This is a genomic window from Salinibacterium sp. SWN248 (assembly GCF_015864575.1).
Lineage (GTDB): Bacteria > Actinomycetota > Actinomycetes > Actinomycetales > Microbacteriaceae > Rhodoglobus.
Window position 1 is genome coordinate 22,007 of record NZ_JADYWW010000001.1, and the last position, 23,122, is coordinate 45,128.

The following is a 23,122-nucleotide window of genomic DNA, read 5'->3' on the forward strand; positions in this document are numbered from 1 at the left end:
AGATCGCTAAAGGGGGCGATTCTTAACGGTGCGGCTGGCGGCTCGCGGCTCGCGGCTCGCGGCTCGCGGAAGCTAGCGCGCTGAGTTCAGTGCGGCCGCAGCCCGGATTAGCGCGCGGAAAGCATCAGCGTCAATCGCGTCCCCCTGGTGGAGATCGATCGCTCGCCTGACCTTCGCATCAAGGCTGCTATTGAAGAGCCCGGCGGGGTCGTCGAGCGAAGCGCCCTGCGCAAACGTCAGCTTGACCTTGTCTTTGTAGGTTTCGCCGGTGCAGATCAGTCCGTCGAGGCTCCATGCTGCAACGCCGGCGGGATTGGAGGGCTTTCGCCACTTGACCTCTTCAACGACCGTGGGCTCAGCCTGAACGATCAGGGCGCGAACGCGGGCAAGCGTTTCGCCCCGCCAGTCGCTGTGATCCGGGGTGACGTCATCCATGATGCTCACTCTAGTTCGCTCCATTAGTAGGATAATAAGACTTACTAACGGAAGGGCCCGCCGTGAAGATTGCACGCATCGAAACATTCCTCGTTCCACCACGCTGGTTGTTCGTGCGCATCGAGACCGACAACGGCATCGTCGGCTGGGGCGAGCCCGTTGTTGAAGGCCAGGCCGACATCGTGCGGGCCGCCGTCGAACAGCACGCCGAATACCTCGTGGGGCTCGACGCCACCCGCATCGAAGACCACTGGCAAGTGCTCACCCGCGGCGGCTTCTACCGCGGCGGCCCCGTCGCCTCTAGTGCGATTGCCGGCATCGACCAAGCCCTCTGGGACATCGCGGGCAAGGCTCACGGCGTTCCCGTTCACGACCTTCTCGGCGGTGCTGTTCGTGACCGCATCCGCATGTACGGCTGGGTCGGCGGAGACGAGCCCTCCGAGCTGCGCGACAACATCGCCCAGCAGGTCGAGTCGGGCCTGACCGCAATTAAAATGAACGCAAGCGGGCGGATGTCGCCCCTCAGCACCGTGAGCGCCGTCGCCGAGGTCGTCGACCGGGCTGCGCTCGCACGCGAAGTTCTTGGCCCCGATCGGGATTTCGCGATCGACTTTCACGGACGAATGACCGCGGCGAACAGCCGCCGCATCCTTCCCCTTCTCGAGCCTCACGCTCCTCTCTTTGTGGAAGAACCTGTTGTACCCGAGAAGTCGCACTTGCTCGACGGCATCGTCGCGTCAACGTCGATCCCGATCGCCACCGGCGAGCGCCTCTTCTCTCGCAATGAGTTCTTGGGGCCACTGCAGGCGGGCATCGCCGTCGTGCAGCCCGACCTCTCCCATGCCGGCGGCATCTCCGAAGTGCGCCGCATCGCCGCCCTCGCTGACATGTTCGATGCTCAACTCGCGCCGCACTGCCCGCTCGGACCGATCGCTCTGGCGGCGAGTTTGCAAGTCGGGTTCAACACACCGAACTTCTTGATTCAGGAACAGAGCATCGGCATCCACTACAACGTCGGATCAGACGTGCTCGAATACCTGATGGATACGAGCGTCTTCGACTTCACTAGTGGCTACATCGAGCGACTCACTAAGCCAGGCCTCGGTGTCGACATCGACGAAGCCGCCGTGCGTGCCGCCGACAAGGTCGGGCACCAGTGGCGCTCCCCCGTGTGGCGTCGCGATGATGGGTCGCTCGCCGAGTGGTAACCGGTCGGCAACGCCAGCGATAGCCGAGCGCGCGGCCGCGAGTGCCCGCTAAGCGCCGAGCGTTGTTGTCATACCGCCATCAACGACGAGCGAGGCGCCGGTGATGTACGAAGCACCGTCACCGGCCAAGAACTGGATGACCGAGGCAACTTCTTCAGGCTTGCCCAGCCGCTGCAGGGTGGCCTGGCGTCGCGCCAACTCTTGCGCTTCAGGGGTTTGGTGATCCCACTGACGAGTCTCGATCGATCCCGGAAGAACGACGTTTACGCGCACATGCGGCGCATAGTCGAGGGACAGTTGACGGGTGAGCGAGATCAGTCCGCCCTTTGCGGCACCGTAGGCAGGTTGCTCGGCCCAGGACAGCACTCCGTGCACGCTCGACACATTCACCATGCTGCCGCGGGCGGCGGTGAGGGTGTCGTGGAAGGTGCGCATCGCCCGGTATACGGATGACAGCGTCACCGAGAGCTGTTGGTTCCAGTTGTCTTCGCTCTGTTCGTGTGCGATTCCCCCGACTTGGAAGAACGCGTTATTCACGATGACGGCGGGCGGGCGATTCGCGGAGCGCAACTCACGCGAGAGCTCCTGCCAGTGCTCGGATTCTGCGACGTCGAGGCGATGGGCGGTGGCGGCGCCACCGGCCGCGACGATCTCGGCGGCAACCGCGGCAGCGGCATCCACGTCAATATCGGTGACGACAACATCGTCGCCGGAGGCCGCGAAGAGGCGTGCAGCAGCGGCACCGATGCCGTGGGCTGCGCCCGTGATGAGCACCGTGCGGGCCGCCACTAGAGAGCCTGCTTGCGGTTGGCGACGAGCGCGGCGCCGGTCGGGTCTTTGCTCACGATCGTGTGCGAATCGAGGTTCGATTGGTCCATCAGGAGCTTCATCGCGGTGTGGGCGGCCTCGGCATCCTGCGCGACAATCGCCGTCACCACTGCGCGATGATCATCCAAAAATTGGGTTGTTGTTTCGTTCTCAAAGGCAAGCTCGTTGCGCGCATGCAGCGCGGGTTCCAGCACAACCTCAAAGCGAGCCAACAGTTCGTTGCCGGATGCCGCCAAGATCGCCCGGTGAAAAGCCAAGTCCGCTGCTACGTGTGACTTCAATTCGGTGCTCTCGAAGGTCGCAGCCAACGCCGTCATCGCTGCTTCGATCTCGGCACACTGTTCGTCGCTGCGGCGAACGGCAGCCAGTCGAGCCGCCGCGGGCTCGAGAACTAGCCGCACTTCGCTGAGTTCGAGCACGAGCAGCGGGTCGGGCATCCCTTCCGAGCGCCACGTCATGACATCCCGATCGAGCAGTTGCCAGCGCTCTCGCGCGGTGACGAAGGTGCCCAGTCGTGGCCGCGCATCCACAAGGCCCTTCGTGGTGAGCACCTTGAGGGCTTCGCGGATTACCGTGCGGCTGACCTGAAATTCGGTGAGCAGCGCATCCGGATCGATGATGTCTCCCGACGCCAGTTCACCGCGCATAATGCGACGGCCAAGCACATCAACAACGTGCCCGTGCAAACCTCGTCGAGAGAAAGTAGTCATCCCCGCGATAATACTGTGCCTGTCACGAGCGTGGGGCTGCGTTAGGCCATGACCCCTATCGGCGACACCTTCCACTCGGGGAAGATGATGCTGGCATCGGCTGCGCTGAGATCAAGGCGGTTCATGACGACCTCACCAAGAAGATCGCGGAAGTCGTTGCTGCCGGGAACGTCGCCGTGATCGAGCACATCGGCACCGAGGCCCTCCCACTTGCCGTGCACGCCCCCGGTGACGCCACCGCCGAGCACCATGGCGAGGCCGCCGTGACCGTGGTCAACACCTGAGCTGTCGTTCTGACCGACACGACGACCAAACTCACTCATGAGCACCACCGTGGTGGTGTCAGCCTTCGGACCAAGGTCGGCGAAGAATGCCGCGAGACCATTGCCCACAGCGCTGAGCATGTCGTGCATGTCGCCCTTGTCTGGCGTGCCGATGTCGGTGTGCATGTCCCAGCCACCAAGGTCCAACGTGCCAACTCGAAGTCCCACGTTCGCCCGGATGAGACTGGCCAGCGTCGCGAGGTCGCTCGAGAAGTTGTCGTCCCCATAGCCACGCGCTTTCGCATCACCAGCGGATGCTGCAATTTCGGATGCTTCGCTGGAGGCGCTCAAGGCGAGGTTGGCCTGCTGCGCGATCGGATGATCTAGCCCGGTGTAGAGGCTTGCAAGGGCCGTGCGAGTGGGCTCGAGGAGCGAGTCATCCACGTCGATCGCCATACGTTCGAGGTCGGGAACAACGAGCGCATTCGAACCACCCACGAGAGAACGAGCAAGACGATCGCTTGCCCCCACCCCGCGCCAGGTCGTTCCTGGACCGCTCTGCTCAAGAGCGCGGTTGAGCCACCCTGTCTGCGAAGCGCTGCCCGCGGAGCCACCGCGTTCGAGGCAATCCTGCGCCTGGAAATGGCTACGGGACAGGTCGGGGGTGCCAATCGCGGGCACGGCAGCGATCTTGCCTTGAGCCAACATTGGCTTCAAAGCAGACAACGCCGGGTGCAACCCGAAGCCGCGTTCGAACGGGATCAATCCCGAATTCTCCTTAACGGCAATACCGGGGCGCGCCTTCAAAAGGTCGGCGTCGGTTGCCGGAACGAGCACGGAGAGGCCGTCCATTCCTCCGCGGAGGAAGATGACGATGAGTGCGCCCGTGTCTGGCGAACCCGGAGCCGCGTAGGACGCCTGCGTGGTGACAATCTGGGAGCCGATAGCGGCGACTCCCGCCATAAGCCCGCCCTGCAGCATCCGTCGTCGAGTGAAGCCTTTCGACCACAACTCGCGTCGGGCCGCCTCTTCGGCCACCACGATTTCGCTATGGGCTCGCACCGCGGAATCTAAGTCGGTTGGCCCCAGCTGTCGCCAGTCGGGGCAGTCAGGGTGGAGGAAACGGGTCTCGGTCATTAGGAGGTTCTTTCTCGAGTCGGGTTCGAGCTACTGGGGAGGGTACTGCGGGTCAGTGCGGTCGATCAGCGCGGTTGATTAGCGCAATTGAAAATAGGGCGAGTCGAGCACGAGCGCCGCGAGAGCCGGAACTTGCCACGCATCGCCCGCCTCGGCCTCAGCCGAACCATCGGCACCGAGATAGGACAGCAGCACCGCACGATGCGTGTCGCTCAGAGGGCGGCCGATCATGTGCTGAGCAATGCTGTCGATCCATTGAGAGTTCGACTGGCCCACGGTGGGAGCCAACTCTTCACTGAGCTTGGCTGGCGGAGTAAGACCCTTCATCCAGCCACCGGTCAGGCCCCGGTGCAGATTCCAGCGCGAGACCGTCTGGCTGGCAGAAAGCCACGCTCCCGTGACGTCGGGGAATCCGTTAGGTGGGGTCCACGTGAGCGGCGCGTGACCAAGATTCTGCAGAACCCAGTAAAGATTCTTGGCACCATCGGCAAGCTTGTCGCTGGGCTTGGCACCAACAGCACGAGCCGAGCCCACCGCATCTTCGAGCGGACGACGTGCCTTCTCGCCGATTGCCGACCAGAACTCGTCACTGGCGAAAAGCTGCTTGAGCACCGGAAGGATCGCGGTGTCATTGTCGAGGTACGTCTGAGCCAAACGGTCGAGCAGGGCCTGGGGCGGTGAATCCGAAACGAAACGAACCGCGAGTTTTCTGACAACCGTTGCTGCTGTTGCCGGATGATGCGCCAGCACACTCACATAGCGGTCGCCCATGTCGAGCCCACCTTCAGCGGTCGCGTTCTCGTCGGCAAAGAACGAGGTGGCTACGGGGCCAACATAGTGACGGTCTGCGCGATAGCGAAATTCGCCGGTCTCGTAATCAATGCCGCGGCCCGAGAGGATCATGGCGCTGTTGCGCACATCGCCCTCGGTGTAACCGGAGGCGACCCCCAGCGTGTGCAGCTCAAGCAGCTCACGACCGAGGTTCTCGTTGACGTTTACCTTGTTTGACTTCTCGTTGTTGAGATAGGTCAACATGGCGGGGTGCCGCATCGCCGCGTGCAACATGGCGGCGTAGCTGCCGAGAGCGTTCGCCCGGATAACCGAGTTCGCATAGTCGGGACCGGTAGCCCAGACGCTGTCCGACGGAGTTGTGACATTAAGCAGGTTCGAAAACACGTCAACAACGACCTCGAAGAGCTGGCGCTTGCTGAAGACCTGAGCAGCCAGGGTCGCTTGACCCGTCTGTCGTGCGGCATCCCAGCTGTACTGCTTAACGGACGAGCGCACTTTAGCGGTGGACGACTTTGCCAGCGGGAAGGCAGCCCACGCGGCATCGCCATCCGGGTCTGCGATGGATGCCGGAGCGAGCTGAGCACCCAACCACTTGTCGATCCCCATGGTCGACACATCCACGAAGTCGCTGCTGCGGGGGCCAAACGTCGCACGCGCCAGTAGATGGGCGTGGGTTTGGTCGTTGTCTGCGACGCCGGTGGAGACGAACTCGGGAGCCGTTGAACCCTTCTGCGGGGTCGGCTTGGTCGCTGGCTTCGCGGCCGATGGCGTGTCGGCACGAGGGGTTGTGCCCGTTCCCGCACCCGGGTTTGCGTAACTCTGATCGCGGTCGGCCGGCGGGTTTGCCGTTGCCGGTGAGCGCGGGTCTTGAGTCGCGGGTGGGTTCGTGCCCCCGGTGGGATTCTTCGTGGCCGGCGGGTTCGTGGATGTCGCACTCGGCGTCGGAGTGGTCGGCACCGGGGTGTTGCGGGGAGCAGATCCCGTCGACGGCGGCGTGACGGGAGGGCTCGCCCCGTCGGGAAGCAGCGAGATTGTGCTCGCGGGGCCGAATGCGGCGCTGCTCGCCGCGGCCGCGCCCACAGCGGCAAGCGCTGCGACACCACTCGTGATGATCATGCGGCGAGCGAGTAGAGCCTCGCCGTCACCTCGCGGACGTACGTCGGGATCTACAGGAGGATTCACGCCAAAGTCCTTCGTCGGGCTCACGCACGCTGCTGCCGACTAGGTTTCGACAGCCCTACACGCACTACTGAATAACGATTCAGCATCGACCCTATGGCGAGAAACACCCCTCTGTCTACCCCCATCAGGGGGACACGCGGGTAATTGTGAAAAACTTTCGCCGAACGAGGCGTGCACGACTCAGTGCGCGGGCGCTACCGTTCCGCGCGCGGGATAATCGGTCTCGGTGACGTACTCGAGACCATGAATGATGGCCTTCACGGGCATCCGACCGAAAGGCATGCTGGAAACAGTACTCCAGAACACGGTGCTGTCGGCGTCAAGAATGAACATGCCCGGCTCGCTAAACAGCTCCGGTTCGCCCTTCTTGAAACCGCTCGAGAGGAAGAGACCCCACTCGCGAGCCTGTTCTTCGCTCAACCCATAAGCAATCGGAAGCCGACTGAGTTCCCAATCCTCGATCGATATCGTGGCGCGCTTGAGGGTGTCCATGCTGATGGCCACGACGCGACCCACCCCGGCTTCACGCAACGCATCCATGTTGTCGTCGAGTTCGCGAAGCTGCTTGCGGCACACCGGGCAGTGCAAGCCGCGGTAGAAGATGATGAGAGTGAAGCGCCCATCAACGCCCGTGCCGAGCGCGAGATCCTCAGTGGTGCCGCCTCGCGCGAGGGGCAGCGAAAGGGCAGGAGGCTGGGTGCGCGGCAGAATAGTCATCTTCTAGACCAACATAGTGGTGGGCCGCATTCATTCCACCACGTCGTGAACGTCTATTTATTCGACGTCGTGGGTGTGCAGCGCCGAACTCACCGTCGTGCCGTTGAGTTCCAAATAGAGTTGCCCCTCTGTCACCGACAGGGTGACGGCGTTGCGTCGTTCGAGAGCGGCCACAGCATCCTCGATGAAACCGGGATCAAAGCTGCGGAAGACGATCTCGCTTGCGTTGTGGATCTTCTTGCCCGCCCAGGGAGCAGCAACCTTCACCGGGTCGCGGTGCGTGTAGATGGCGACCCTGTCGGCCAGCTTGCTGCCGTAGTGAAGTCGCGCAGCATCCGGTGCCCCGATTTCAATCCAGGCCGTAATCGTGCCGGTGAGATCGCGCACGAGCACCGCAGGTTCATCGGTCGACGAGACTCCCTCGCTAAACACGATGCCCTCTTCATACTCGAGGCAGTACGCGAGCACCCGAGTAATCATGTACAGATCGGTTTCAGAGGGATGCCGTGCCACGCGAAGCGTGAAGTCGTCGTAGACACCGCGATCCACATCTGCCAGTTGCACCGTGAAGGTGTGGATCGTTGCGCCAGTTGCCATAACGCCCGAGCCTAGCCTGTGGATGCGACGGCGCCAGCCAGCCTTTACGTTGCCGTGACGACGGCGTCGGCTCGGTCACGCGTCGTGCGGATGAGCACGGCATTGGGTTCGTCGACGTCGGCAACCCAGCGGGCCGCATCCGTCGCCGACCGCCCGTAGCGTCGGTGGCGAGCGATGAGCCTGTCTCGACGCAGATCATCGTCGATGTCGAGATACCAAACCTCGTCGAGTAGCGGTCGAATCGCACCCCAGCCGTCTTGGTCGTGGAGAAGGTAGTTGCCTTCCGTCACAATCAACGGGGCATCACCGGGGAGCAGGATCGAGCCAGCAATTGAAGCATCGAGGTCGCGGTCAAACCGCGGAGCGACGACAGTGTCGCCCGCGCGCAGCCGGCGCAATGTTGAGGCGAAGCCCGCGGCATCGAAAGTGTCAGGGGCACCCTTGCGCGAACGAAGACCTAGCCGGTCAAGGTGTTCATTGGCGAAGTGGTAACCGTCCATCGGGAGGATGGGCGCCGCGAGTTGTTCAACGAAAGTGGATTTGCCCGCGCCTGGCGGCCCGACCATGCCGAGCAGAAAGGGCACGGTTGTGTCGCGCTGGGCAAGAACGCCAATTCGCGCGACAGCTTCGGCGACAGTGTAGGTCTCCACGAGGTCCCTTCACGCTGGCAAAAATGTGGTGGCGCTTAACGCAAGAAAACCCTTGAAAAATCAAGGGTTTTCTTCGCAGAGCGGAGACGGAGAGATTTGAACTCTCGGTACCCTTACGGGTACTCCACCTTAGCAGGGTGGTGCACTAGGCCGGACTATGCGACGTCTCCAGACGTACTCAGCAATCATAACCGCTCATGAGCGGAACGACGAACCGAGCCACAAATCGACTGATTTAGTAGTTGTTGGTTACCGAGCAGGTGTAGTCAGCAGCGTTCTGACCGCGGATGTCGAGAACGGGAAGATCTTCCTCGACCGGCGCTGCCGTAGCGCCGTCAGTCGGCTCTGGCGTAGCCTCGGCTTCGGGAGCGTTGGGGTCGGCGATAGCGCCAATCCCGTCGCCCGCATCTTCAAGCGTGAAGGGCTGATCTGCGGCGATGAGTTCCATCATCTGGTTGCCCAGGTACTCGTTGGGCTGAACCTTGCCGTCGTAGATTCCGGTTCCACCGGTTCCACCGGGGTACTGCACGAACTGAACACGTTCGAGCGGGATGTCTTTCAACGCGAGAGCGATCGACACCATGGTCGGAACATCCGCGAGGCTGTTCGAGAGCTGCATGTTGGCGATGGCAGCATCGGCGAGGTTGTACAGCTTCTTGTAGTCACTGAGCGTGTCTGAGCTCTTGAGCGTGCGCACGAGCGAGGAGAGGTAGACCTGCTGCGAGCTGATGCGCGTCAAGTCACTACCGTCGCCAACGCCGTGACGTGAACGCAAGAATGCGAGAGCCTTCCAACCCTTGAGGTTGTACGTGCCCGCCTTGGGAAGATCGATCCCGGTGTACGGGTCGACGAGAGGCCCATCCACACAGACGTCAACGCCACCGATAGCGTTCGTCATCTCAATAACGCCGTCGAAGGTGATGATTCCGGCGAACTGGATATCGAGGCCGGTGAATTCAGAAAGTGTCAGAACTACGCACGGAAGGCCACCGTAGGAAAGCGCCGTATTGAGGGGCTCAGTCGAGTAGTACTTGTTGTAGTCACCGTCAAGGCTCGGGCACTCAGGGATGCCCATCACCAAGTCGCGCGGGAAGCTAATGGCCACGGCAGACTGTCGATCTTCGGCAACGTGCAAAATCATGTTGACGTCATTGAGTTCGCCAGAAGCGTCCTCAACTGTTCCGCCGATTCCGCCCTGATCTGCACGCGTGTCACTACCTGCAATGAGAATGTTGAAGCCACCCTCAAAGCTGCCGATCTGAGGCGGTGGGCCTTCGGTCTCGCCAATGAGCGCAACAGTGTCGCGCTGACCGTAAATGCTGTCGAAGGCAACGGCTCCTACGGCCGCGCCACTCACCAAAAGAACGGCGAGCGTTGCAGCAACAACCTTGGCAATCGAACCCCACGGTCCCGGTTTCTTCAACCGACCGTGACGTGCCAGGCCTTGCACTTCAGGCTTTTTCTTAGAGTCAGTGCGGTCGACAGAGCGCGAACGCAACTCTGAGCGCGGACGAAGTTCACTCATCGCACTCCCCTTTCTATTACCGGAAACAAAACATGACACGCAGAGCGGAGGGCGTGGGATTCGAACCCACGAGACATTTCTGCCCACCAGTTTTCAAGACTGGCTCCATCGGCCGCTCGGACAGCCCTCCTTGCGTGACGCAAGTTCAGAGTGTATCTGATGCCCGCAATGCGTACCTGAATGGCAGGCTAGAAGGCTCGAAATGGGGGTAGAGAGGTCTACTCGCGCAACCGAAGCGCCGCCCACACCTCAAGTCGCCCCTCGAAGGACTCCAGATCGAGATTCAGGATGCTCGCCGCCTGGTCGATGCGCGAGCGCACCGTATGCCGGTGAACACCGAGCTTCGCCGCGGTCGCACCCCACGAACAATCGTTCGCAAACCAGGACAGCAACGTCTCCACGAGGGCAGCCCCCTGCTCAGCATCGAAATTGGTGAGCGGCGTGAGGACCCGGTGCGCTACCCGCTCAGCACCAGCAGACTGCAGCACCCCGAGCATCCCGGTGTCCGCAATTTCGGCGAAATCGGTGAGGCCAGCACGACCACCGCGGGAGTGGAGAGCACTGGATGCCTGCCCGAGCGCTACGGTCAACGCCGCGTAGTCGGTGGCCGCGGCACTGCCCGCTGCGAGATCGTGGTCGGTGATGAGTTGTTCCACCTCGCGCTGCACGTCGGTCTGTTCAGTGGGCCCGCCACCTGCCCGCTGAGCTGCAGCCTCGACGAGCACCACAATCACATCGCCACGGACAGCGAAGAAGGCACGACCGTCAGCGTCGAGGGCCAGTACATCGAGCGCATCGAGCACGAAATGGCTCTGGGTTTGCCGCGCAATCACCACGACGCTCAGCGGTTCCACCGGAAATGCTCCCCAGACTTCGCTCGCGATTGCCCGCGCTGCGCCGAGGTTGCCGGCAAGCACCAGTTCCAACAACGACGACCTCAGCTGCCCGCGTGTTGCATCCAGAGTGCGGTTTTGTTCCAGAGCGAGCGTTGCCATCGCGATCACGCTCGTCACCAGTTCATTCTCGGCACGGTCAAGCGGCACTCCGCGACCGAGGGCGAGTGCTCCACGCAACTCTCCATTTTGGCCGAGGGTCTGGATCGTCACCTGACCCGAATCGAGCGTGAGAGCCGTGGATGACCGGCCGCCCTTGCGCAGCGCCCGCGCCACCTCATCCCGCACCGGCTGCGCAAAACGATCGCCAGATCGCTGCTGCCCCGGAACAGGAACCGGATGACCAGTCGCATCGAAGAGCCCCACCCAACAGGAAAGCTGGCGCTCAAGCTCGATGAGGGTTGACCGCAGGCCCGTGGGCTTGAGGGCGGCGTACGAGATCGCCTTGTGCGCGGCAATCGACCAGGCCATTCGACGGCTGCGCTCGGCCGCGATCTGGTCGGCCACCTCGCGGATGACCGCAATAAAAGGCACGCGATCCGGAACGTCGATGAGAGGGAAGCCGGCACGCGCGCACGCTGCAGCAAGCCCGGTCGGCATTCCCTGATGCAGAAAGTGAGTCGCGAAGCCGAGCCCCACAAGACCGGCCTCGATGAGACGCCCCACATAAGAGTCGTAGTCGTAACGTTCAGCATCCGCACCAAAACCGAACTGCGCGCCATCGGTGAGCAAGACGTTGCCACGGCTGAGGAAGGGCGTCGGGTCATCGAGATCGGAGCTGTGCACCCACGTAATAGGAGCGGTCATTCGCGACGCGAGCGCGGTGTTGGCGATCAGGCTTTCGCGGGACTGCGTAGGGGTGCCGGCCTCGAGCACACTGAGCCGCAGCGTGCGCTTCGTGAGCAGCCATTCAATCGTCGGGAGCATCCGGTTCTCCACTCATCGCCCTGTAGTCACATTATGTCGAACTCTTGGCCCAACGGTATACATATTGGCAGCCATGGGCGATTGCGGGCGGACGATAGTGGAGACATCAGCTCCGTCATGAAAGGTGCCCTATGAACTCCGCGCCCGCAACACCCCAGCACAGCAACGCCGACACTGTCGCGCTCGACCGCGCCCACGTATTCCATTCCTGGTCAGCACAGGGCGCGCTCAAACCGCTCGTGCTCGAAGGTGGCCTCGGAAGCATGGTCTGGGACGACGAAGGAAACGAGTACCTCGACTTCTCGAGCCAGCTCGTCAACATCAACATCGGCCACCAGCACCCGGCCGTCATCGCCGGCATCAAGGCACAAGCCGACATCATGGCTACCGTCGCCCCGGCACACGCCATCAACATCCGCGGTGAAGCAGCCCGCAAGATCACCGACCACGCGCCCGAAGGTATGAACAAGGTCTTCTTCACCAACGGTGGAGCGGATGCCAACGAGAACGCCATGCGCATGGCCCGCCTGCACACCGGCCGCGACAAGATCATCTCGCGCTACCGCTCGTACCACGGCAACACCGGATCAGCCGTCGTCGCTACTGGCGACTGGCGCCGTATCCCCAACGAATACGCGCGCGCCCACGTGCACGTGTTTGGGCCCTACGAGTACCGCTCCGAATTCTGGTCGGACTCCCCCGAACAAGAATCCGAGCGCGCCCTGCACCACCTTGAGCGCACCATCCAAGCTGAGGGTGCAGAGTCAATCGCCGCGATCCTGCTCGAGAGCATCCCCGGTACTGCCGGCGTGCTGACGCCGCCGCCCGGCTACATGGCTGGCGTCCGTGCGATCGCAGACAAATACGGCATCCTGCTGATCCTCGACGAGGTCATGGTCGGTTTCGGCCGCACCGGAAACTGGTTCGCGTTCGAAGCATTCGACGTGAAGCCCGACCTCATCACCTTTGCCAAGGGTGTCAACTCCGGCTACGTGCCCGTCGGTGGCGTCATCATCTCCGACGAGATCGCCACCACCTTTGACGAGCGCGTCTTTCCCGGCGGCCTCACCTACTCGGGCCACCCGCTCGCTGCCGCCTCCATCGTCGCCTCCATCACCGCGATGGAAGAGGAAGGCATCATCGAGAATGCGGCCATGATCGGTCGCGACCACATCGCTCCTGGCCTCGCCGCCCTCGCCGAGAAGCACGACTGCATCGGTGATGTCCGCGGAAGCGGCGTCTTCTGGGCCCTCGAACTCGTCTCGAACCGCGAGACTCGCGAACCCCTGAGCGCCGCAGACATGGGCAAGGTCAAGGGCGCTCTCGTGAAGCGCGGCCTGCTGCCGTTTATCGCGGACAACCGCATCCACGTCGTACCGCCGGCCGTCGTGACTCCCGAGGAAGTTGCTCGGGCCATGGCGATCTACGACGAAGCGCTCAGCGAGCTCTAACAGAGTTCTGCGCCGAAGGGGTTCAGCGCAGAAAAGGGTGGTTTGGCCGGGCCCGGCGTTCGGGCTCGGCTAAACCGGCGCGTTACGCGTCGAACGCGGCAAGAATGAGCGCGGCACCGTCGTTGACATCGCTCTCAGTGACCTCATTGGCAACCGCACGCACGTCATCCGGAGCCTGCCCCATCGCGACGCCGCGGCCGTGACGTGACGCCCATTTGAGCATGTCGATGTCGTTGCGACCATCGCCCATAGCGAGCACTCGCGTGCGCGGGATGCCAAGACGCGAACGCACATTTTCGAGCGCCGTCGACTTGTTGACCCCATCGGGCGCGATGTCGAGCCAAGCCGTCCAGCCGACGTTGTAGCTGACCTTGTGAAGGCCCATCTTCTCGACAACCGAGAGGAAATCGTCAACCTGGTGCTGCGGGGAAATGACGACAACACGCGTGGCCTGCACCTTCACGAGCTCCTCAAAGGCCACGTCTTCGCTGATGGCACCGAGGGCGCCATCGGGGAATTTGCCGTTGACGAAGAACTTGCCCGTCGCATCCTCGACCGCATAGTTCGCCGACCCCAAGTGCTTCTTGATGCTCGTGAGCACCTCTTGGGGGTTGAACATCTCCACAAATTCGCGAGCGTAGCCGCCCTCGCCCAGCGGATCGCGCTTGAGCGTGATCGCCCCGTTGGAGCAGACCACGTACTGCGGCTTCAGGCCCAACTTGTGCAGAATGGGCAACGTCATGGCGACCGAACGACCGGTGGCCAACATGACTTCGTGGCCGGCATCCCGAACCTTCGCGACCGCCGCAATCACGGAGTCGTTCATCTCGCCCGACTCGAGCAGCACAGTGCCGTCGATGTCGAGTGCGATCATCCAGCGGTCATTCTGTGCTGCGGTTGTCACGCGATTGGCTCCAAAATCTCAAGGCCGCCCAGGTACGGGCGAAGTGCTTGCGGCACCACGACCGACCCGTCGGACTGTTGGTGGGTTTCAAGAATGGCAACCAGCCAGCGGGTGGTTGCAAGAGTTCCGTTGATGGTCGCTACCGGGGCAGTCTTGCCCGACTCGGTGCGATAGCGGGTGTCGAGACGGCGCGCCTGGTACGTCGTGCAGTTCGAGGTGGAAGTGAGTTCGCGATAGGTGCCCTGCGTGGGAACCCAGGCCTCGATGTCGTACTTGCGAGCAGCACTCGAACCGAGGTCGCCACCGGCAACATCAATCACGCGGTAGCTGAGCTCGCACGCCTGCAGCATCGACTCTTGGAACGACAGCAGCCGTTCGTGCTCGGCCTGAGCATTCTCGGGCAGCACGTAGCTGAACATCTCGAGCTTATTGAACTGGTGCACGCGCAGAATGCCGCGGTTGTCTTTGCCCGCAGAACCGGCCTCGCGGCGGTAACAGGTTGACCAACCGGCGTAGCGCAGCGGGCCCTTCGACAGATCGAGGATCTCATCAGAGTGGTACCCGGCGAGCGCCACTTCACTCGTACCCGTGAGGTACAAGTCGTCGGCGGGCAGGTAGTAAATCTCGTCGGAGTGCTCACCCAAGAACCCGGTGCCGGCCATCATTTCTGGGCGCACCAGCGTTGGCGTGATGAGCGGGATGAAGTCGCCAGCGATAGCGCGATCGAGGGCCATGTTCATGAGGCCGATTTCGAGTCGCGCTCCAACACCCTTGAGGAAGTAGAACCGGCTGCCCGAAACCTTCACGCCACGGGGGATGTCGATGGCTCCTAGGATTTCGCCGAGATCGGCGTGGTCGCGGGGCTCAAAGTCGAAGGTTGCGGGAGTGCCCACTTCGCGCACGAGCTCCCAGTCATCCTCGCCACCGACAGGCACGCCTTCGACAGCGATGTTGCCGAGAGAACCGACGATGCGAGTGAACTCAGCCTCCGCCTCAGTCGAAACCACCTGAGCAGCCTTTACCCGAGCGGCCAGCTTCTGCGCCTCAGCGACGAGTGCCTTCTTCTCCTCGGATGGCGCCTGAGCGACCTTCTTGCCGAAGCTATTTTGCTCGGCCCGCAATGCCTCGAATTCGCCAATGCTGGCGCGACGCTTCTGGTCGGCGGCAATAGCGTCGTCGACCAACTGGACCGAAGCTCCGCGCGCGATTTGCGACTGCCGCACGGCTTCAGGGTTTTCTCTAAGAATTTGGGGGTCAATCACCCCTACAGCCTACCGATTCATGGCGTAGCGTTTATCTGTGCCCACCCCTCGAAACTCAAAACCTAAAGTTGCGGTTGTTTACAACCCCATCAAGGTCGATCTTGCGAAGCTCAAGAAGATGGTCACTGCTGCCGCAAAGGCAGCCGACTGGGCAGCGCCGATCTGGTTCTCTACGACTGTGAAGGATGCCGGCCAAAACGTCACCGGCAGCGCCATCCGACGGGGAGCCACCGTCGTCATCGCGGCAGGCGGCGATGGCACCGTGCGCGCTGTGGCCGAGGCCCTGGGCGGCAGCGGAGTCGCGATGGCTGTCGTCTCGGCAGGCACCGGCAACCTCCTCGCCCGCAACCTTGAGCTTCCGACGAACAGCATCCGCGACAGCATTGAACTGGCCTTCCACGGCGCCGACCACGCCATCGACCTCGGCATGGTCGAGATCGTGCGCGACAACAACGACCACGAAAAGCATGCTTTCTTGGTAATGGCCGGCCTCGGGCTCGATGCCAGGATGATCAAGAACACGAGCACGAAGCTGAAGAAAGCTGTCGGCTGGTTGGCGTATGTCGACGGCATTGCACGATCCATCCCCGAATTGAGGCCCGTAAAACTGCGGTACAGCGTGGATGGCGGCCCCAACCGCTCACTCAGCGCCCACACCGTGATTATCGGCAACTGCGGATCGCTGCCCGGCGGGCTGCTTCTGCTGCCGGAAGCCCAACCCGACGACGGCATCCTCGACATGGCAGCCCTCGTGCCCCGCGGCCGCTTTGGTTGGCTCAACATTTGGAACAAGATCGCGTGGGAGAACGGTGTGCTGCGCAAGAGCGTCATCGGCCGCCGCATCATCGACCTCTCGAAAGACGTGCGCGACGTTCGCTACGCCAAGGGCAGTGACCTCAACATGATTGTCGACACTCCCGAAGAGTTCCAGCTCGACGGAGACGACTTCGGGCTCGCCAAGTCAGTGCACGCGTGGGTTGAACCCGGCGCCCTCATCATGCGGGTGCCGAAGGTGCACACCCGTGCCGAAGTGAGGGCGCACTCCAAAGCTCAATCGCAGGCGCGAACACACGCCCGCGCGACTGCCCGGACAACCGCTCGCACGACCGCTCAAGCCAAAGCGCTCAGCAAGAAGGCTACGGCTCGCGAGTAGCCGAAGGCTCACGGGCGGTGATGGCCCGCAACCAATCACGCGCCTCCACAAAGACGTCGTTGCCATAGCGCGGCGTCACCGTGGTGGCGAGCTTGTCGGCCCGCGGGTAGCTGCCCAAGAAAATCACGTTCGGGCTGAAGCGCTTGAGACCGAGTAGGGCATCTGCCACTCGTTCATCGAGGATGTGCCCTTCAAGGTCGATGACAAAACGGTAGCGACCGAGCTCGTCACCAATCGGTCGCGACTCAATCAAGCTCATGTTGACGCCTCGCGTCGCAAACTGCTCAAGCATTTCGAGCAAGCGACCAGGAGCGTTGTCGGGGAGTTCGACGATCACACTCGTCTTGTCAGCGCCGGTCGGCTCAGGCAGTTCGGTGTTCGACGAGACCAGCACAAAGCGCGTCACAGAATTCTGATTGTTGGCAATGTTCTCGGCGAGAACCTCGAGCGGGTAATGCTCGGTGATGCCGGGCGGGGCGACTGCGGCATCCGCAATGCTGTTTTCCAGCAAGGATGCGGCAGCGGCAACGTTAGAGGTCGCAGGGATGTAGCCGTGTTGCGGCAACTCTGCGTCGAGCCAGCGCCGAGTTTGCCCATAGGCGACCGGATGCGCGTTGACGGTGGTCACGTCGGCGAGCGCTGTTCCTGGCCTGGCCACGAGCACGAAGTTCACGGGCACCAAGTATTCGCCCATGATGCGGAGGTTGGGGATGTTGGTCAACGCATCCTGAGTCACACTGACGCCACCATCGATCGAGTTTTCGATCGCGATCATCGCGGCAGTGCTGCGGCCACTAGTGACATCGTCGAGAGCTTCGCCAACATTGTTGACGCTCCTCCAGCGGGCACCCACCGCTTCGGGAACCTGCTTAAGGGCGGCCTCCGTAAAGGTTCCGGCAGGCCCGAGGTAGCTGTAGCTCACAGTGTCGGGGTGCGGCGTCGAAGTCATGACACGAGTTTAGGGTGCCAGCGGCTAGCCATAGTTCGGTGCGGCAGGCAGCCCAAAGAACTCCTCCAGAGTTTCGATGCCCGTGCTGTGAAGTTCAGCGGCAAGTTCCTTGCCCACGTAGCGCATGTGCCATGGCTCGTACTCGTAACCGGTGATGTCGGTTTTTCCCTCGGGATAGCGGACAGTGAAGCCGTACTTCCACCCATTTGCCGCCAACCATTGCCCCTGCGGAGTGTCACCAAAGCACTGATCGAGGGTGCAATTCGCAGGCAACGCGCTCACGTCAATCGAGAGACCGGTTTGGTGTTCGCTGTGTCCTGGTCGCGCGCTCGTGAGGTCAGCTGCCTCCTGACCGAGGCTCGATACCCATCCCGCGTACACGCTCTCTTGCGACCAGTAGCTGCGGTACGAGCTCTGCGACTGCATCTGGAGCCCGGTTTCGGCGTTGAACGCGGTGAACATCTCGACCACGGCGGCTGCGGCATCCGACGTCAGATACGGCTCGTACGCATACGCGACATCGACGAACACGAGGTTTGGTTCGTAGGTTTGCGGGCTGAGCGGACGCAACTTGTTCGCGACGACCCAGAGGCTGGTCGCGTCGTCGTTGGAGAACTGAGCTTTGTCGAACGTGGGCGTGGGGGTAGGTGTCGGAGTCGGGGTGGGAGTGGGAGTCGGTGTCGGCGTGCGGGTTGCGGTCGCAACCGGCTCGGGGCTCGGCTCAAGCGCGACAAACGAAGCCACTGCGGCGATAACGATCAACACAAAGCCTGAGACAGCAATGATGATCAAACGTCGGCGTGACCCGCCGGATTTGGGGGGAGGAGAATCAGACACCCATCGATACTATTCCCATGCTTTGACGCGCCGCAGAACACATCCCCAGCAGAGACACCGCGACTAGGCTTTGAGAATGGCCAGCGAAGTTATCCACGACCCTGCAATGCACCGGTACGAGTTGCTTGTCGATGGCGTGCAGGCCGGGCTCGCCGACTACCAGCTGCGGGACGATCAGATCGTTTTTGTGCACACCGAGATTGATCCCAAATTTCGGGGCCGAGGTCGCGGCAGCGAACTAGCCCGCGGCGCCCTGAATCTGGTGCGTGCCGAAAGTGAAACCCGCGTTGTCGCAAAGTGCGAATTCATCAATAAGTTCATCACCGATCACCCCGAGTACCGCGACCTTCTCAGCCGCTAGTCACTCTTCGCGGCCGGTCTTCCTGTCGCTGCCGTCAGCGACGGGGAACGACTACCGGATGCCCACCAACGTCGTGCAAGTCGACGGCGAGACCGTACACGCGCTCTACCCGCTCGGCGGTGAGCACTTCGCTGGGAGTGCCAATCGCGTCGAGAGTGCCGTGGGCAATAAGGGCGAGTCGATCGGAGTAGGCGCCGGCGAGGCTGAGGTCGTGCAGCACGACCACGACGGCACGGCCATCGGCAGCTATCGAGCGAGCGACTCGCATGACGTCTTCTTGGTGGCGCAGGTCGAGGGCCGCGGTCGGCTCATCCAAGAACACGACAGGGGTGTGCTGAGCGAGAACCCGCGCGAGCGAGACGCGCGCCTTTTCGCCGCCGGAGAGCGTGGTGAACCGACGCTCCCCCAGATGGGCAACATCCGTCACGGCTAGCGCGTTATTGACAACGGCAACGTCGTCGCGGCTCTCGAGCGATCGCGACCAGGGACTGCGCCCCATCGCAACTACTTCAGAAACTCGGAACGGAAAACTCACCGTGTTCTCTTGAGTGAGCACGGCACGCAGGCGGGCGAGCTCCGCATGTCGGATGCCGCCAAGGTCCCGCCCATCAATGGTCACGGTTCCGCTGTCTGGCTTGCGGTCGCCGCTCAAGACTGAGAGCAGCGTCGACTTTCCGGCACCGTTGGGCCCGACGAGTGCGAGGACTTCGCCGGGGGCCACGTCGAGACTGACGTCGTCGAGGATGGCGCGAGAGTCGAGCCGAACGCTGACGTTGCGTGCACTAATCATGCCCAGCCTCCGCTCTGGCGGCGTTGGCGGAAGAGGAGGTAGAAGAAGAAGGGGCCGCCGACGAGCGAGGTGAGGAGGCCGATCGGCAGGTCACCACCGGGCACGACGGAGCGGGCGAGCAGGTCGGAGAGCACGAGCAGCACTGCGCCGCCGACAGCGCTCGCGACGATGAGTGGGCGATGGGCTGGCCCTATTGCCATACGCATCGCGTGCGGCACAACCAGACCGACGAAGGCAATGATTCCAACAAACGCCACGGCCACACCGGTGAGAAGTGCGACGATCACGATCGACACGATGCGCAGGCGCTCAACGTTCACACCGAGGTGACGAGCGTTGCGCTCCCCCAACGCGAGCAGGTCGAAGGGGCGCGCGAGCACCACGGCGGCAACAAGGCCGATCGCAGTGACGAGAGCGACGATGAGCACTTCGCTCCAGCGCGAACCATTGAGCGAGCCCAGTTGCCAAAACACGATCTGTTCGCGACTGCCCGAGTCGGCGACGAACAGCAAGAACGCGAGGCCTGCGCCAGCGAAGGCGTTCACGGCGATACCGGTCAACAGCAGCGTCACGACTTCGGTGCGACCGTTGGCCCGCGACACGAAGTAGACGAGCAGGGTCGCGAGCAGCCCCCCGACAAAAGCGAAGAGCGCAATCGCACTGTCACCGAGCGCGGCAACGCCCACCACGATGGCAATCGCGGCGCCCAGAGCGGCACCGGATGAGACTCCCACGACGCCAGGCTCCGCCAGCGGGTTGCCAAAGATGGCTTGCATCACGGCACCGGCAACGGCGAGTGCTGCGCCCACGACCATGGCCATCGCAATCCGCGGAAAACGCACCACCCAGAGCGTGGATTCCACGATCGAATCGGTGGGTGCCCAGGCGTTCTGGATGCCGAGCGAGCGCAGCAGAGATCCGCCAACTTCGGCGGCGCTCACGGGCAGTTGCCCGAGCACGGCCGACGCCACGATGCCGCCCAGCAGCAGCGCGGCAAGGGTGAGCGTGAGGGTCAGGCCGCGGAGAGTGGTGTTCACGGAACGCGCTGCAACCATTCTTCGGTGCCGAACTTTTCAGTCACGAGTTCTTCAGCGCGCGCGATCTCGTCACTGGTCAATTCGCTGTCGGTGAGACCGTGCAGCCCTCGGAAGGTGGCAACCATGGCGTCGATGATGTCGGCACGTTCCATGCCGGTCTGGCTGCGCAGCGGGTCGACGCGCTTGGCTGCCGACTTGGTGCCCTTGTCGCTCATTTTCTCGCGACCGATGCGCAGCACCTGCACCATCTTTTCGCCATCAATGTCGTAGCTCATGGTCACGTGGTGCAGCACAGCACCGGCGCCGAGACGCTTCTGGGCTGCTCCCCCGATCTTGCCGGTCGGGCTCGCGATGTCGTTAAGGGGTTGGTAGCTGGCGTCAATGCCGAGTGACTTGAGGGCGATGATGACCCACTCGTCGAGGAAGGCATACGAGTCGGCGAAGGTCATGCCCTGCACGAGTTCGACCGGCGCGTAGATCGAGTAGGTGATGACGGTGCCGGCTTCCATAAACATGGCGCCACCACCCGAGATGCGACGAACAACCTCGAAGCCGAATTTCTTCGCGTTCTCAAGGTCAACTTCGTTGCGCAGAGACTGAAAGCTGCCGATAACAACGGCGGGCTTGTTCCACTCCCAGATGCGCAGAGTGGGTTGGCGGCGACCGGAGGCTACCTCTTCGGAGAGCACCTGATCCATCGCCATTTGCATGCGCGGTTCGAGAGGCGGCCCGGTGACGATCTGCCAGTCGTAGTCTTTCCAGGTCGTGGCACGTTGCAGTGCACGGCGGATGGCCGTGGCGACCGACTCGGCAGAGAAGCCGAGCATCACGGTGCCCTCGGGCAGCGCCTGCTGAATCGCGGCCGTGATGGTCTTCGCGTCAGAGTTTGCGGGGAGCCCGTTGATGGCGGCGTTGATGTCTTCGAGAGCGTCATCCGGCTCGAGGAAGAAGTCGCCGGCGAGCCGGAAGTTGGTGATGGCGTCGTCGACAACGTCGAGATCGACCACTACGAGTTTTCCGCCGGGCACCTTGAATTCGCCGTGCATCACTCACCCCTGTCTAGTTGTACTGAATCCAGCCTACTGGGCAGTGTCAGCCTGCGGAATTGACCAGTCGAGTGGCGGCACGAACTCACCATGACCGTGCTCGATCATGCGGGCCCGCAATCGCTGAAAAGCCTCGTCGAGAGCCGCGGCACCCGGGTCACGGTTGATGCCCGTGTGGCTGTATTCATACACATTCCACGACGGCCAGACGTGCAAGTGCGCGTGTGGTACCCGGTAGCCCTCGAACATGAGCCCGACGCGGTCGGCATCCCACTCGTCGCGTTGCGCAAGACCAATAAGGCGCCCGACACGGAAAATGTGCATCGCGAGATCTTCGTCGAGCTCGCTCCACCGATCGACCTCGAGGCGCGGGATCACGAGCACATGACCTGGCTTGCGGGGCTCGATCGTGAGAATGGCAAAGACACGGTCATCCGCCCAGATAAAGCGCCCGGGCGAGCGGCCGTTCAGAATCTCAGTGAAAATTGATGCCATTTATTTAGGTTCGGTCGCCTCGGGGTGGGCTGGCGCCGGAGGCGTCGCATCAGGATGCACGGGCTTGAGCCGAGCATCGAGCCACACCACGAGGTCGGTGATGACGTCGTCTTTGTTGGTCTCGTTGAAGATTTCGTGGCGGGCACCCGGATACACGATGGCCTCAACGTCGGTGAGTTTGGAGCGCACCACGTAGTCTGCGGCGAGCGCCTCAATGCTTGCTTCGCCACCGAGCGAATCTTCGTCGCCGATCATGATGAGAATCGGGATGTCGCGCTTGAGGTGTTTGGCCGGACGACCGAGCAGACGCATGCCGTCGATGGGGCCGAAGAGTTTGAGAGCATCCGCATAGAAGGTCAGCGGATCGTGAACGAAGTCTTCAGCGATCTGCGGATCCCGGCTGAGCCATTCGTAGCCGGTGGTGCCGAGGTCTTTGTGCTTGGCGTTGAGGTTGCCGCTGTTCATGTGGGCGAAGGTGCGGTGGGCGGTGCCGGTAAGGATCGCTACTTCATATTCCGCGGAATGGTGGTTGATCACGTCTTGCACCATGAGCGAGCCCCACGAGTGGCCGAGGAGCGCCAGCGGAAGGTCGGGGTTTTCGGCCCGAATAATCTTCGTGAGGTCGCGGATATTTTCGGTCGCCGCCCGCAGGCCGCCCTTGCCGAGCTTGCCCAGCTTGCTGGCGTCGCCCGCGTTCTGGTCGAGACCGGTCGCACCGTGCCCACGGTGGTCGTCGGCATACACCGTGTAGCCGGCAGCGACGAGCGCTTGGGCGAGATATTCGTAGCGGCGGGCGTGGTCGCCGAGGCCGTGCGTGAGCTGAAGCACCGCATGGGCTTTGGGCGACTGCCACCCGTAATAGTGAATCGTCACTCCATGGGCATCCGTGTAGGAGTGATCAGTTCGTGGCACTGTGAACTTGGGCATTGGGCCTCCTTGCTGCACCCATTCTACGGCGGTGAAGTTCGAAGCA

23 protein-coding genes and 2 tRNA genes are annotated in these 23,122 nt (G+C 62.5%); 4 read left to right on the plus strand and 21 right to left on the minus strand.

Features of this window, described 5'->3' with window-relative positions; translation table 11 throughout:
- Positions 1–72 precede the first annotated feature (72 nt).
- The gene (locus tag I6E73_RS00105; RefSeq protein WP_197122054.1) at positions 73–435 is read right to left on the minus strand and encodes a DUF1801 domain-containing protein; all 363 of its coding nucleotides are present in this window, start codon (positions 433–435) and stop codon (positions 73–75) included.
- A gap of 62 nt (positions 436–497) precedes the next feature.
- On the opposite strand from I6E73_RS00105, the gene dgoD reads away from it, so the two are divergent.
- Entirely contained in the window at positions 498–1,643 is a 1,146-nt protein-coding gene (gene dgoD / locus I6E73_RS00110; RefSeq protein ID WP_197122057.1) for a galactonate dehydratase, read from the plus strand.
- Between the two features lie 48 nt (positions 1,644–1,691).
- Here dgoD and I6E73_RS00115 read toward each other — a convergent pair whose 3' ends face one another.
- The 11 genes from I6E73_RS00115 to I6E73_RS00165 all read right to left on the minus strand — a co-directional run bounded on the left by I6E73_RS00115 (position 1,692) and on the right by I6E73_RS00165 (position 11,864).
- Positions 1,692–2,432 carry an SDR family oxidoreductase gene (locus I6E73_RS00115; protein ID WP_307784185.1) on the minus strand — a complete coding sequence of 247 codons (741 nt, stop codon included), beginning with the start codon at positions 2,430–2,432 and terminating at the stop codon, positions 1,692–1,694.
- A complete protein-coding gene (locus I6E73_RS00120) occupies positions 2,432–3,181 on the minus strand; it encodes a FadR/GntR family transcriptional regulator (RefSeq protein ID WP_197122060.1) in 750 nt (249 codons plus the stop codon). Before I6E73_RS00120 ends, I6E73_RS00115 begins: the two co-directional genes overlap by 1 nt.
- A 41-nt stretch (positions 3,182–3,222) precedes the next feature.
- Positions 3,223–4,581, minus strand: a complete 1,359-nt coding sequence (locus tag I6E73_RS00125) for a DUF1501 domain-containing protein (RefSeq protein WP_197107063.1) — start codon at positions 4,579–4,581, stop codon at positions 3,223–3,225.
- Positions 4,582–4,659: 78 nt separating this feature from the next.
- Positions 4,660–6,555 (minus strand): DUF1800 domain-containing protein, encoded by a 1,896-nt coding sequence (locus I6E73_RS00130; protein WP_197122063.1) that lies wholly within the window; start codon positions 6,553–6,555, stop codon positions 4,660–4,662.
- Positions 6,556–6,735: 180 nt separating this feature from the next.
- Positions 6,736–7,272, minus strand: coding sequence for a redoxin domain-containing protein (locus tag I6E73_RS00135; protein ID WP_197122066.1), 537 nt, complete (start codon positions 7,270–7,272; stop codon positions 6,736–6,738).
- A gap of 57 nt (positions 7,273–7,329) precedes the next feature.
- A complete protein-coding gene (locus I6E73_RS00140; protein ID WP_197107060.1) occupies positions 7,330–7,869 on the minus strand; it encodes a YaeQ family protein in 540 nt (179 codons plus the stop codon).
- A 44-nt stretch (positions 7,870–7,913) separates the two neighbouring features.
- Positions 7,914–8,519: a nucleoside/nucleotide kinase family protein gene (locus tag I6E73_RS00145; RefSeq protein ID WP_197122069.1), complete on the minus strand. Its 606-nt coding sequence runs from the start codon at positions 8,517–8,519 to the stop codon at positions 7,914–7,916.
- Between the two features lie 81 nt (positions 8,520–8,600).
- Positions 8,601–8,689, minus strand: a tRNA-Ser gene (locus I6E73_RS00150).
- Between the two features lie 65 nt (positions 8,690–8,754).
- Positions 8,755–10,044: an LCP family protein gene (locus tag I6E73_RS00155; protein ID WP_197122072.1), complete on the minus strand. Its 1,290-nt coding sequence runs from the start codon at positions 10,042–10,044 to the stop codon at positions 8,755–8,757.
- A gap of 45 nt (positions 10,045–10,089) precedes the next feature.
- Positions 10,090–10,174: transfer RNA gene (locus I6E73_RS00160), tRNA-Ser, on the minus strand.
- 88 nt (positions 10,175–10,262) lie between these two features.
- A complete protein-coding gene (locus I6E73_RS00165; RefSeq protein WP_197122075.1) occupies positions 10,263–11,864 on the minus strand; it encodes a PucR family transcriptional regulator in 1,602 nt (533 codons plus the stop codon).
- A gap of 131 nt (positions 11,865–11,995) precedes the next feature.
- Between I6E73_RS00165 and I6E73_RS00170 the strand changes: the two genes are divergently transcribed.
- Complete coding sequence (locus I6E73_RS00170) at positions 11,996–13,315, plus strand: aspartate aminotransferase family protein (protein WP_197122077.1); 1,320 nt, start codon at positions 11,996–11,998, stop codon at positions 13,313–13,315.
- 82 nt (positions 13,316–13,397) lie between these two features.
- Here I6E73_RS00170 and I6E73_RS00175 read toward each other — a convergent pair whose 3' ends face one another.
- Together I6E73_RS00175 and serS are read right to left on the minus strand one after the other, a co-directional pair.
- Positions 13,398–14,219, minus strand: coding sequence for an HAD family hydrolase (locus I6E73_RS00175; RefSeq protein WP_197122080.1), 822 nt, complete (start codon positions 14,217–14,219; stop codon positions 13,398–13,400).
- The gene (serS, locus tag I6E73_RS00180; protein ID WP_197107055.1) at positions 14,216–15,481 is read right to left on the minus strand and encodes a serine--tRNA ligase; all 1,266 of its coding nucleotides are present in this window, start codon (positions 15,479–15,481) and stop codon (positions 14,216–14,218) included. Before serS ends, I6E73_RS00175 begins: the two co-directional genes overlap by 4 nt.
- Positions 15,482–15,518: 37 nt before the next feature.
- Between serS and I6E73_RS00185 the strand changes: the two genes are divergently transcribed.
- Positions 15,519–16,634, plus strand: coding sequence for a diacylglycerol kinase family protein (locus I6E73_RS00185; protein ID WP_197107054.1), 1,116 nt, complete (start codon positions 15,519–15,521; stop codon positions 16,632–16,634).
- On the opposite strand, the gene pheA is transcribed toward I6E73_RS00185, so the two are convergent.
- Together pheA and I6E73_RS14540 are read right to left on the minus strand one after the other, a co-directional pair.
- Entirely contained in the window at positions 16,618–17,583 is a 966-nt protein-coding gene (gene pheA / locus I6E73_RS00190) for a prephenate dehydratase (protein WP_197122083.1), read from the minus strand. The two genes, I6E73_RS00185 and pheA, sit on opposite strands and share 17 nt — an antisense overlap.
- Positions 17,584–17,607: 24 nt before the next feature.
- The gene (locus tag I6E73_RS14540; RefSeq protein WP_197122087.1) at positions 17,608–18,420 is read right to left on the minus strand and encodes a M15 family metallopeptidase; all 813 of its coding nucleotides are present in this window, start codon (positions 18,418–18,420) and stop codon (positions 17,608–17,610) included.
- A 76-nt stretch (positions 18,421–18,496) separates the two neighbouring features.
- On the opposite strand from I6E73_RS14540, the gene I6E73_RS00200 reads away from it, so the two are divergent.
- Positions 18,497–18,781 (plus strand): GNAT family N-acetyltransferase, encoded by a 285-nt coding sequence (locus I6E73_RS00200; RefSeq protein WP_197122089.1) that lies wholly within the window; start codon positions 18,497–18,499, stop codon positions 18,779–18,781.
- Between the two features lie 34 nt (positions 18,782–18,815).
- Here I6E73_RS00200 and I6E73_RS00205 read toward each other — a convergent pair whose 3' ends face one another.
- Genes I6E73_RS00205 through I6E73_RS00225 form a run of 5 tightly spaced genes read right to left on the minus strand, consistent with a single transcriptional unit; the run spans position 18,816 to position 23,076 of the window.
- Positions 18,816–19,571, minus strand: a complete 756-nt coding sequence (locus I6E73_RS00205; RefSeq protein WP_197107050.1) for a heme ABC transporter ATP-binding protein — start codon at positions 19,569–19,571, stop codon at positions 18,816–18,818.
- Positions 19,568–20,626 carry an iron ABC transporter permease gene (locus I6E73_RS00210; RefSeq protein ID WP_197107049.1) on the minus strand — a complete coding sequence of 353 codons (1,059 nt, stop codon included), beginning with the start codon at positions 20,624–20,626 and terminating at the stop codon, positions 19,568–19,570. Before I6E73_RS00210 ends, I6E73_RS00205 begins: the two co-directional genes overlap by 4 nt.
- Positions 20,605–21,654: a biotin/lipoate A/B protein ligase family protein gene (locus I6E73_RS00215; protein ID WP_197124984.1), complete on the minus strand. Its 1,050-nt coding sequence runs from the start codon at positions 21,652–21,654 to the stop codon at positions 20,605–20,607. Before I6E73_RS00215 ends, I6E73_RS00210 begins: the two co-directional genes overlap by 22 nt.
- Positions 21,655–21,687: 33 nt before the next feature.
- Positions 21,688–22,149, minus strand: coding sequence for an HIT family protein (locus I6E73_RS00220; protein ID WP_197122092.1), 462 nt, complete (start codon positions 22,147–22,149; stop codon positions 21,688–21,690).
- Complete coding sequence (locus tag I6E73_RS00225; protein WP_197122095.1) at positions 22,150–23,076, minus strand: alpha/beta fold hydrolase; 927 nt, start codon at positions 23,074–23,076, stop codon at positions 22,150–22,152.
- Positions 23,077–23,122 lie beyond the last annotated feature (46 nt).

What these genes read in the sequence shown, in the direction of transcription:
- I6E73_RS00220 (WP_197122092.1), bottom strand. Translation starts at nt 22,149, where the DNA reads ATGGCATCAATTTTCACTGAGATTCTGAACGGCCGCTCGCCCGGGCGC.
- pheA (WP_197122083.1), bottom strand. Translation starts at nt 17,583, where the DNA reads ATGACTTCGACGCCGCACCCCGACACTGTGAGCTACAGCTACCTCGGG.
- I6E73_RS00205 (WP_197107050.1), bottom strand. Translation starts at nt 19,571, where the DNA reads ATGATTAGTGCACGCAACGTCAGCGTTCGGCTCGACTCTCGCGCCATC.
- I6E73_RS00120 (WP_197122060.1), bottom strand. Translation starts at nt 3,181, where the DNA reads ATGACTACTTTCTCTCGACGAGGTTTGCACGGGCACGTTGTTGATGTG.
- I6E73_RS00170 (WP_197122077.1), top strand. Translation starts at nt 11,996, where the DNA reads ATGAACTCCGCGCCCGCAACACCCCAGCACAGCAACGCCGACACTGTC.
- I6E73_RS00200 (WP_197122089.1), top strand. Translation starts at nt 18,497, where the DNA reads ATGGCCAGCGAAGTTATCCACGACCCTGCAATGCACCGGTACGAGTTG.
- I6E73_RS00225 (WP_197122095.1), bottom strand. Translation starts at nt 23,076, where the DNA reads ATGCCCAAGTTCACAGTGCCACGAACTGATCACTCCTACACGGATGCC.
- I6E73_RS00140 (WP_197107060.1), bottom strand. Translation starts at nt 7,869, where the DNA reads ATGGCAACTGGCGCAACGATCCACACCTTCACGGTGCAACTGGCAGAT.
- I6E73_RS00215 (WP_197124984.1), bottom strand. Translation starts at nt 21,654, where the DNA reads ATGCACGGCGAATTCAAGGTGCCCGGCGGAAAACTCGTAGTGGTCGAT.
- I6E73_RS00155 (WP_197122072.1), bottom strand. Translation starts at nt 10,044, where the DNA reads ATGAGTGAACTTCGTCCGCGCTCAGAGTTGCGTTCGCGCTCTGTCGAC.
- I6E73_RS00210 (WP_197107049.1), bottom strand. Translation starts at nt 20,626, where the DNA reads ATGGTTGCAGCGCGTTCCGTGAACACCACTCTCCGCGGCCTGACCCTC.
- I6E73_RS00165 (WP_197122075.1), bottom strand. Translation starts at nt 11,864, where the DNA reads ATGCTCCCGACGATTGAATGGCTGCTCACGAAGCGCACGCTGCGGCTC.
- I6E73_RS00125 (WP_197107063.1), bottom strand. Translation starts at nt 4,581, where the DNA reads ATGACCGAGACCCGTTTCCTCCACCCTGACTGCCCCGACTGGCGACAG.
- I6E73_RS00135 (WP_197122066.1), bottom strand. Translation starts at nt 7,272, where the DNA reads ATGACTATTCTGCCGCGCACCCAGCCTCCTGCCCTTTCGCTGCCCCTC.
- I6E73_RS00105 (WP_197122054.1), bottom strand. Translation starts at nt 435, where the DNA reads ATGGATGACGTCACCCCGGATCACAGCGACTGGCGGGGCGAAACGCTT.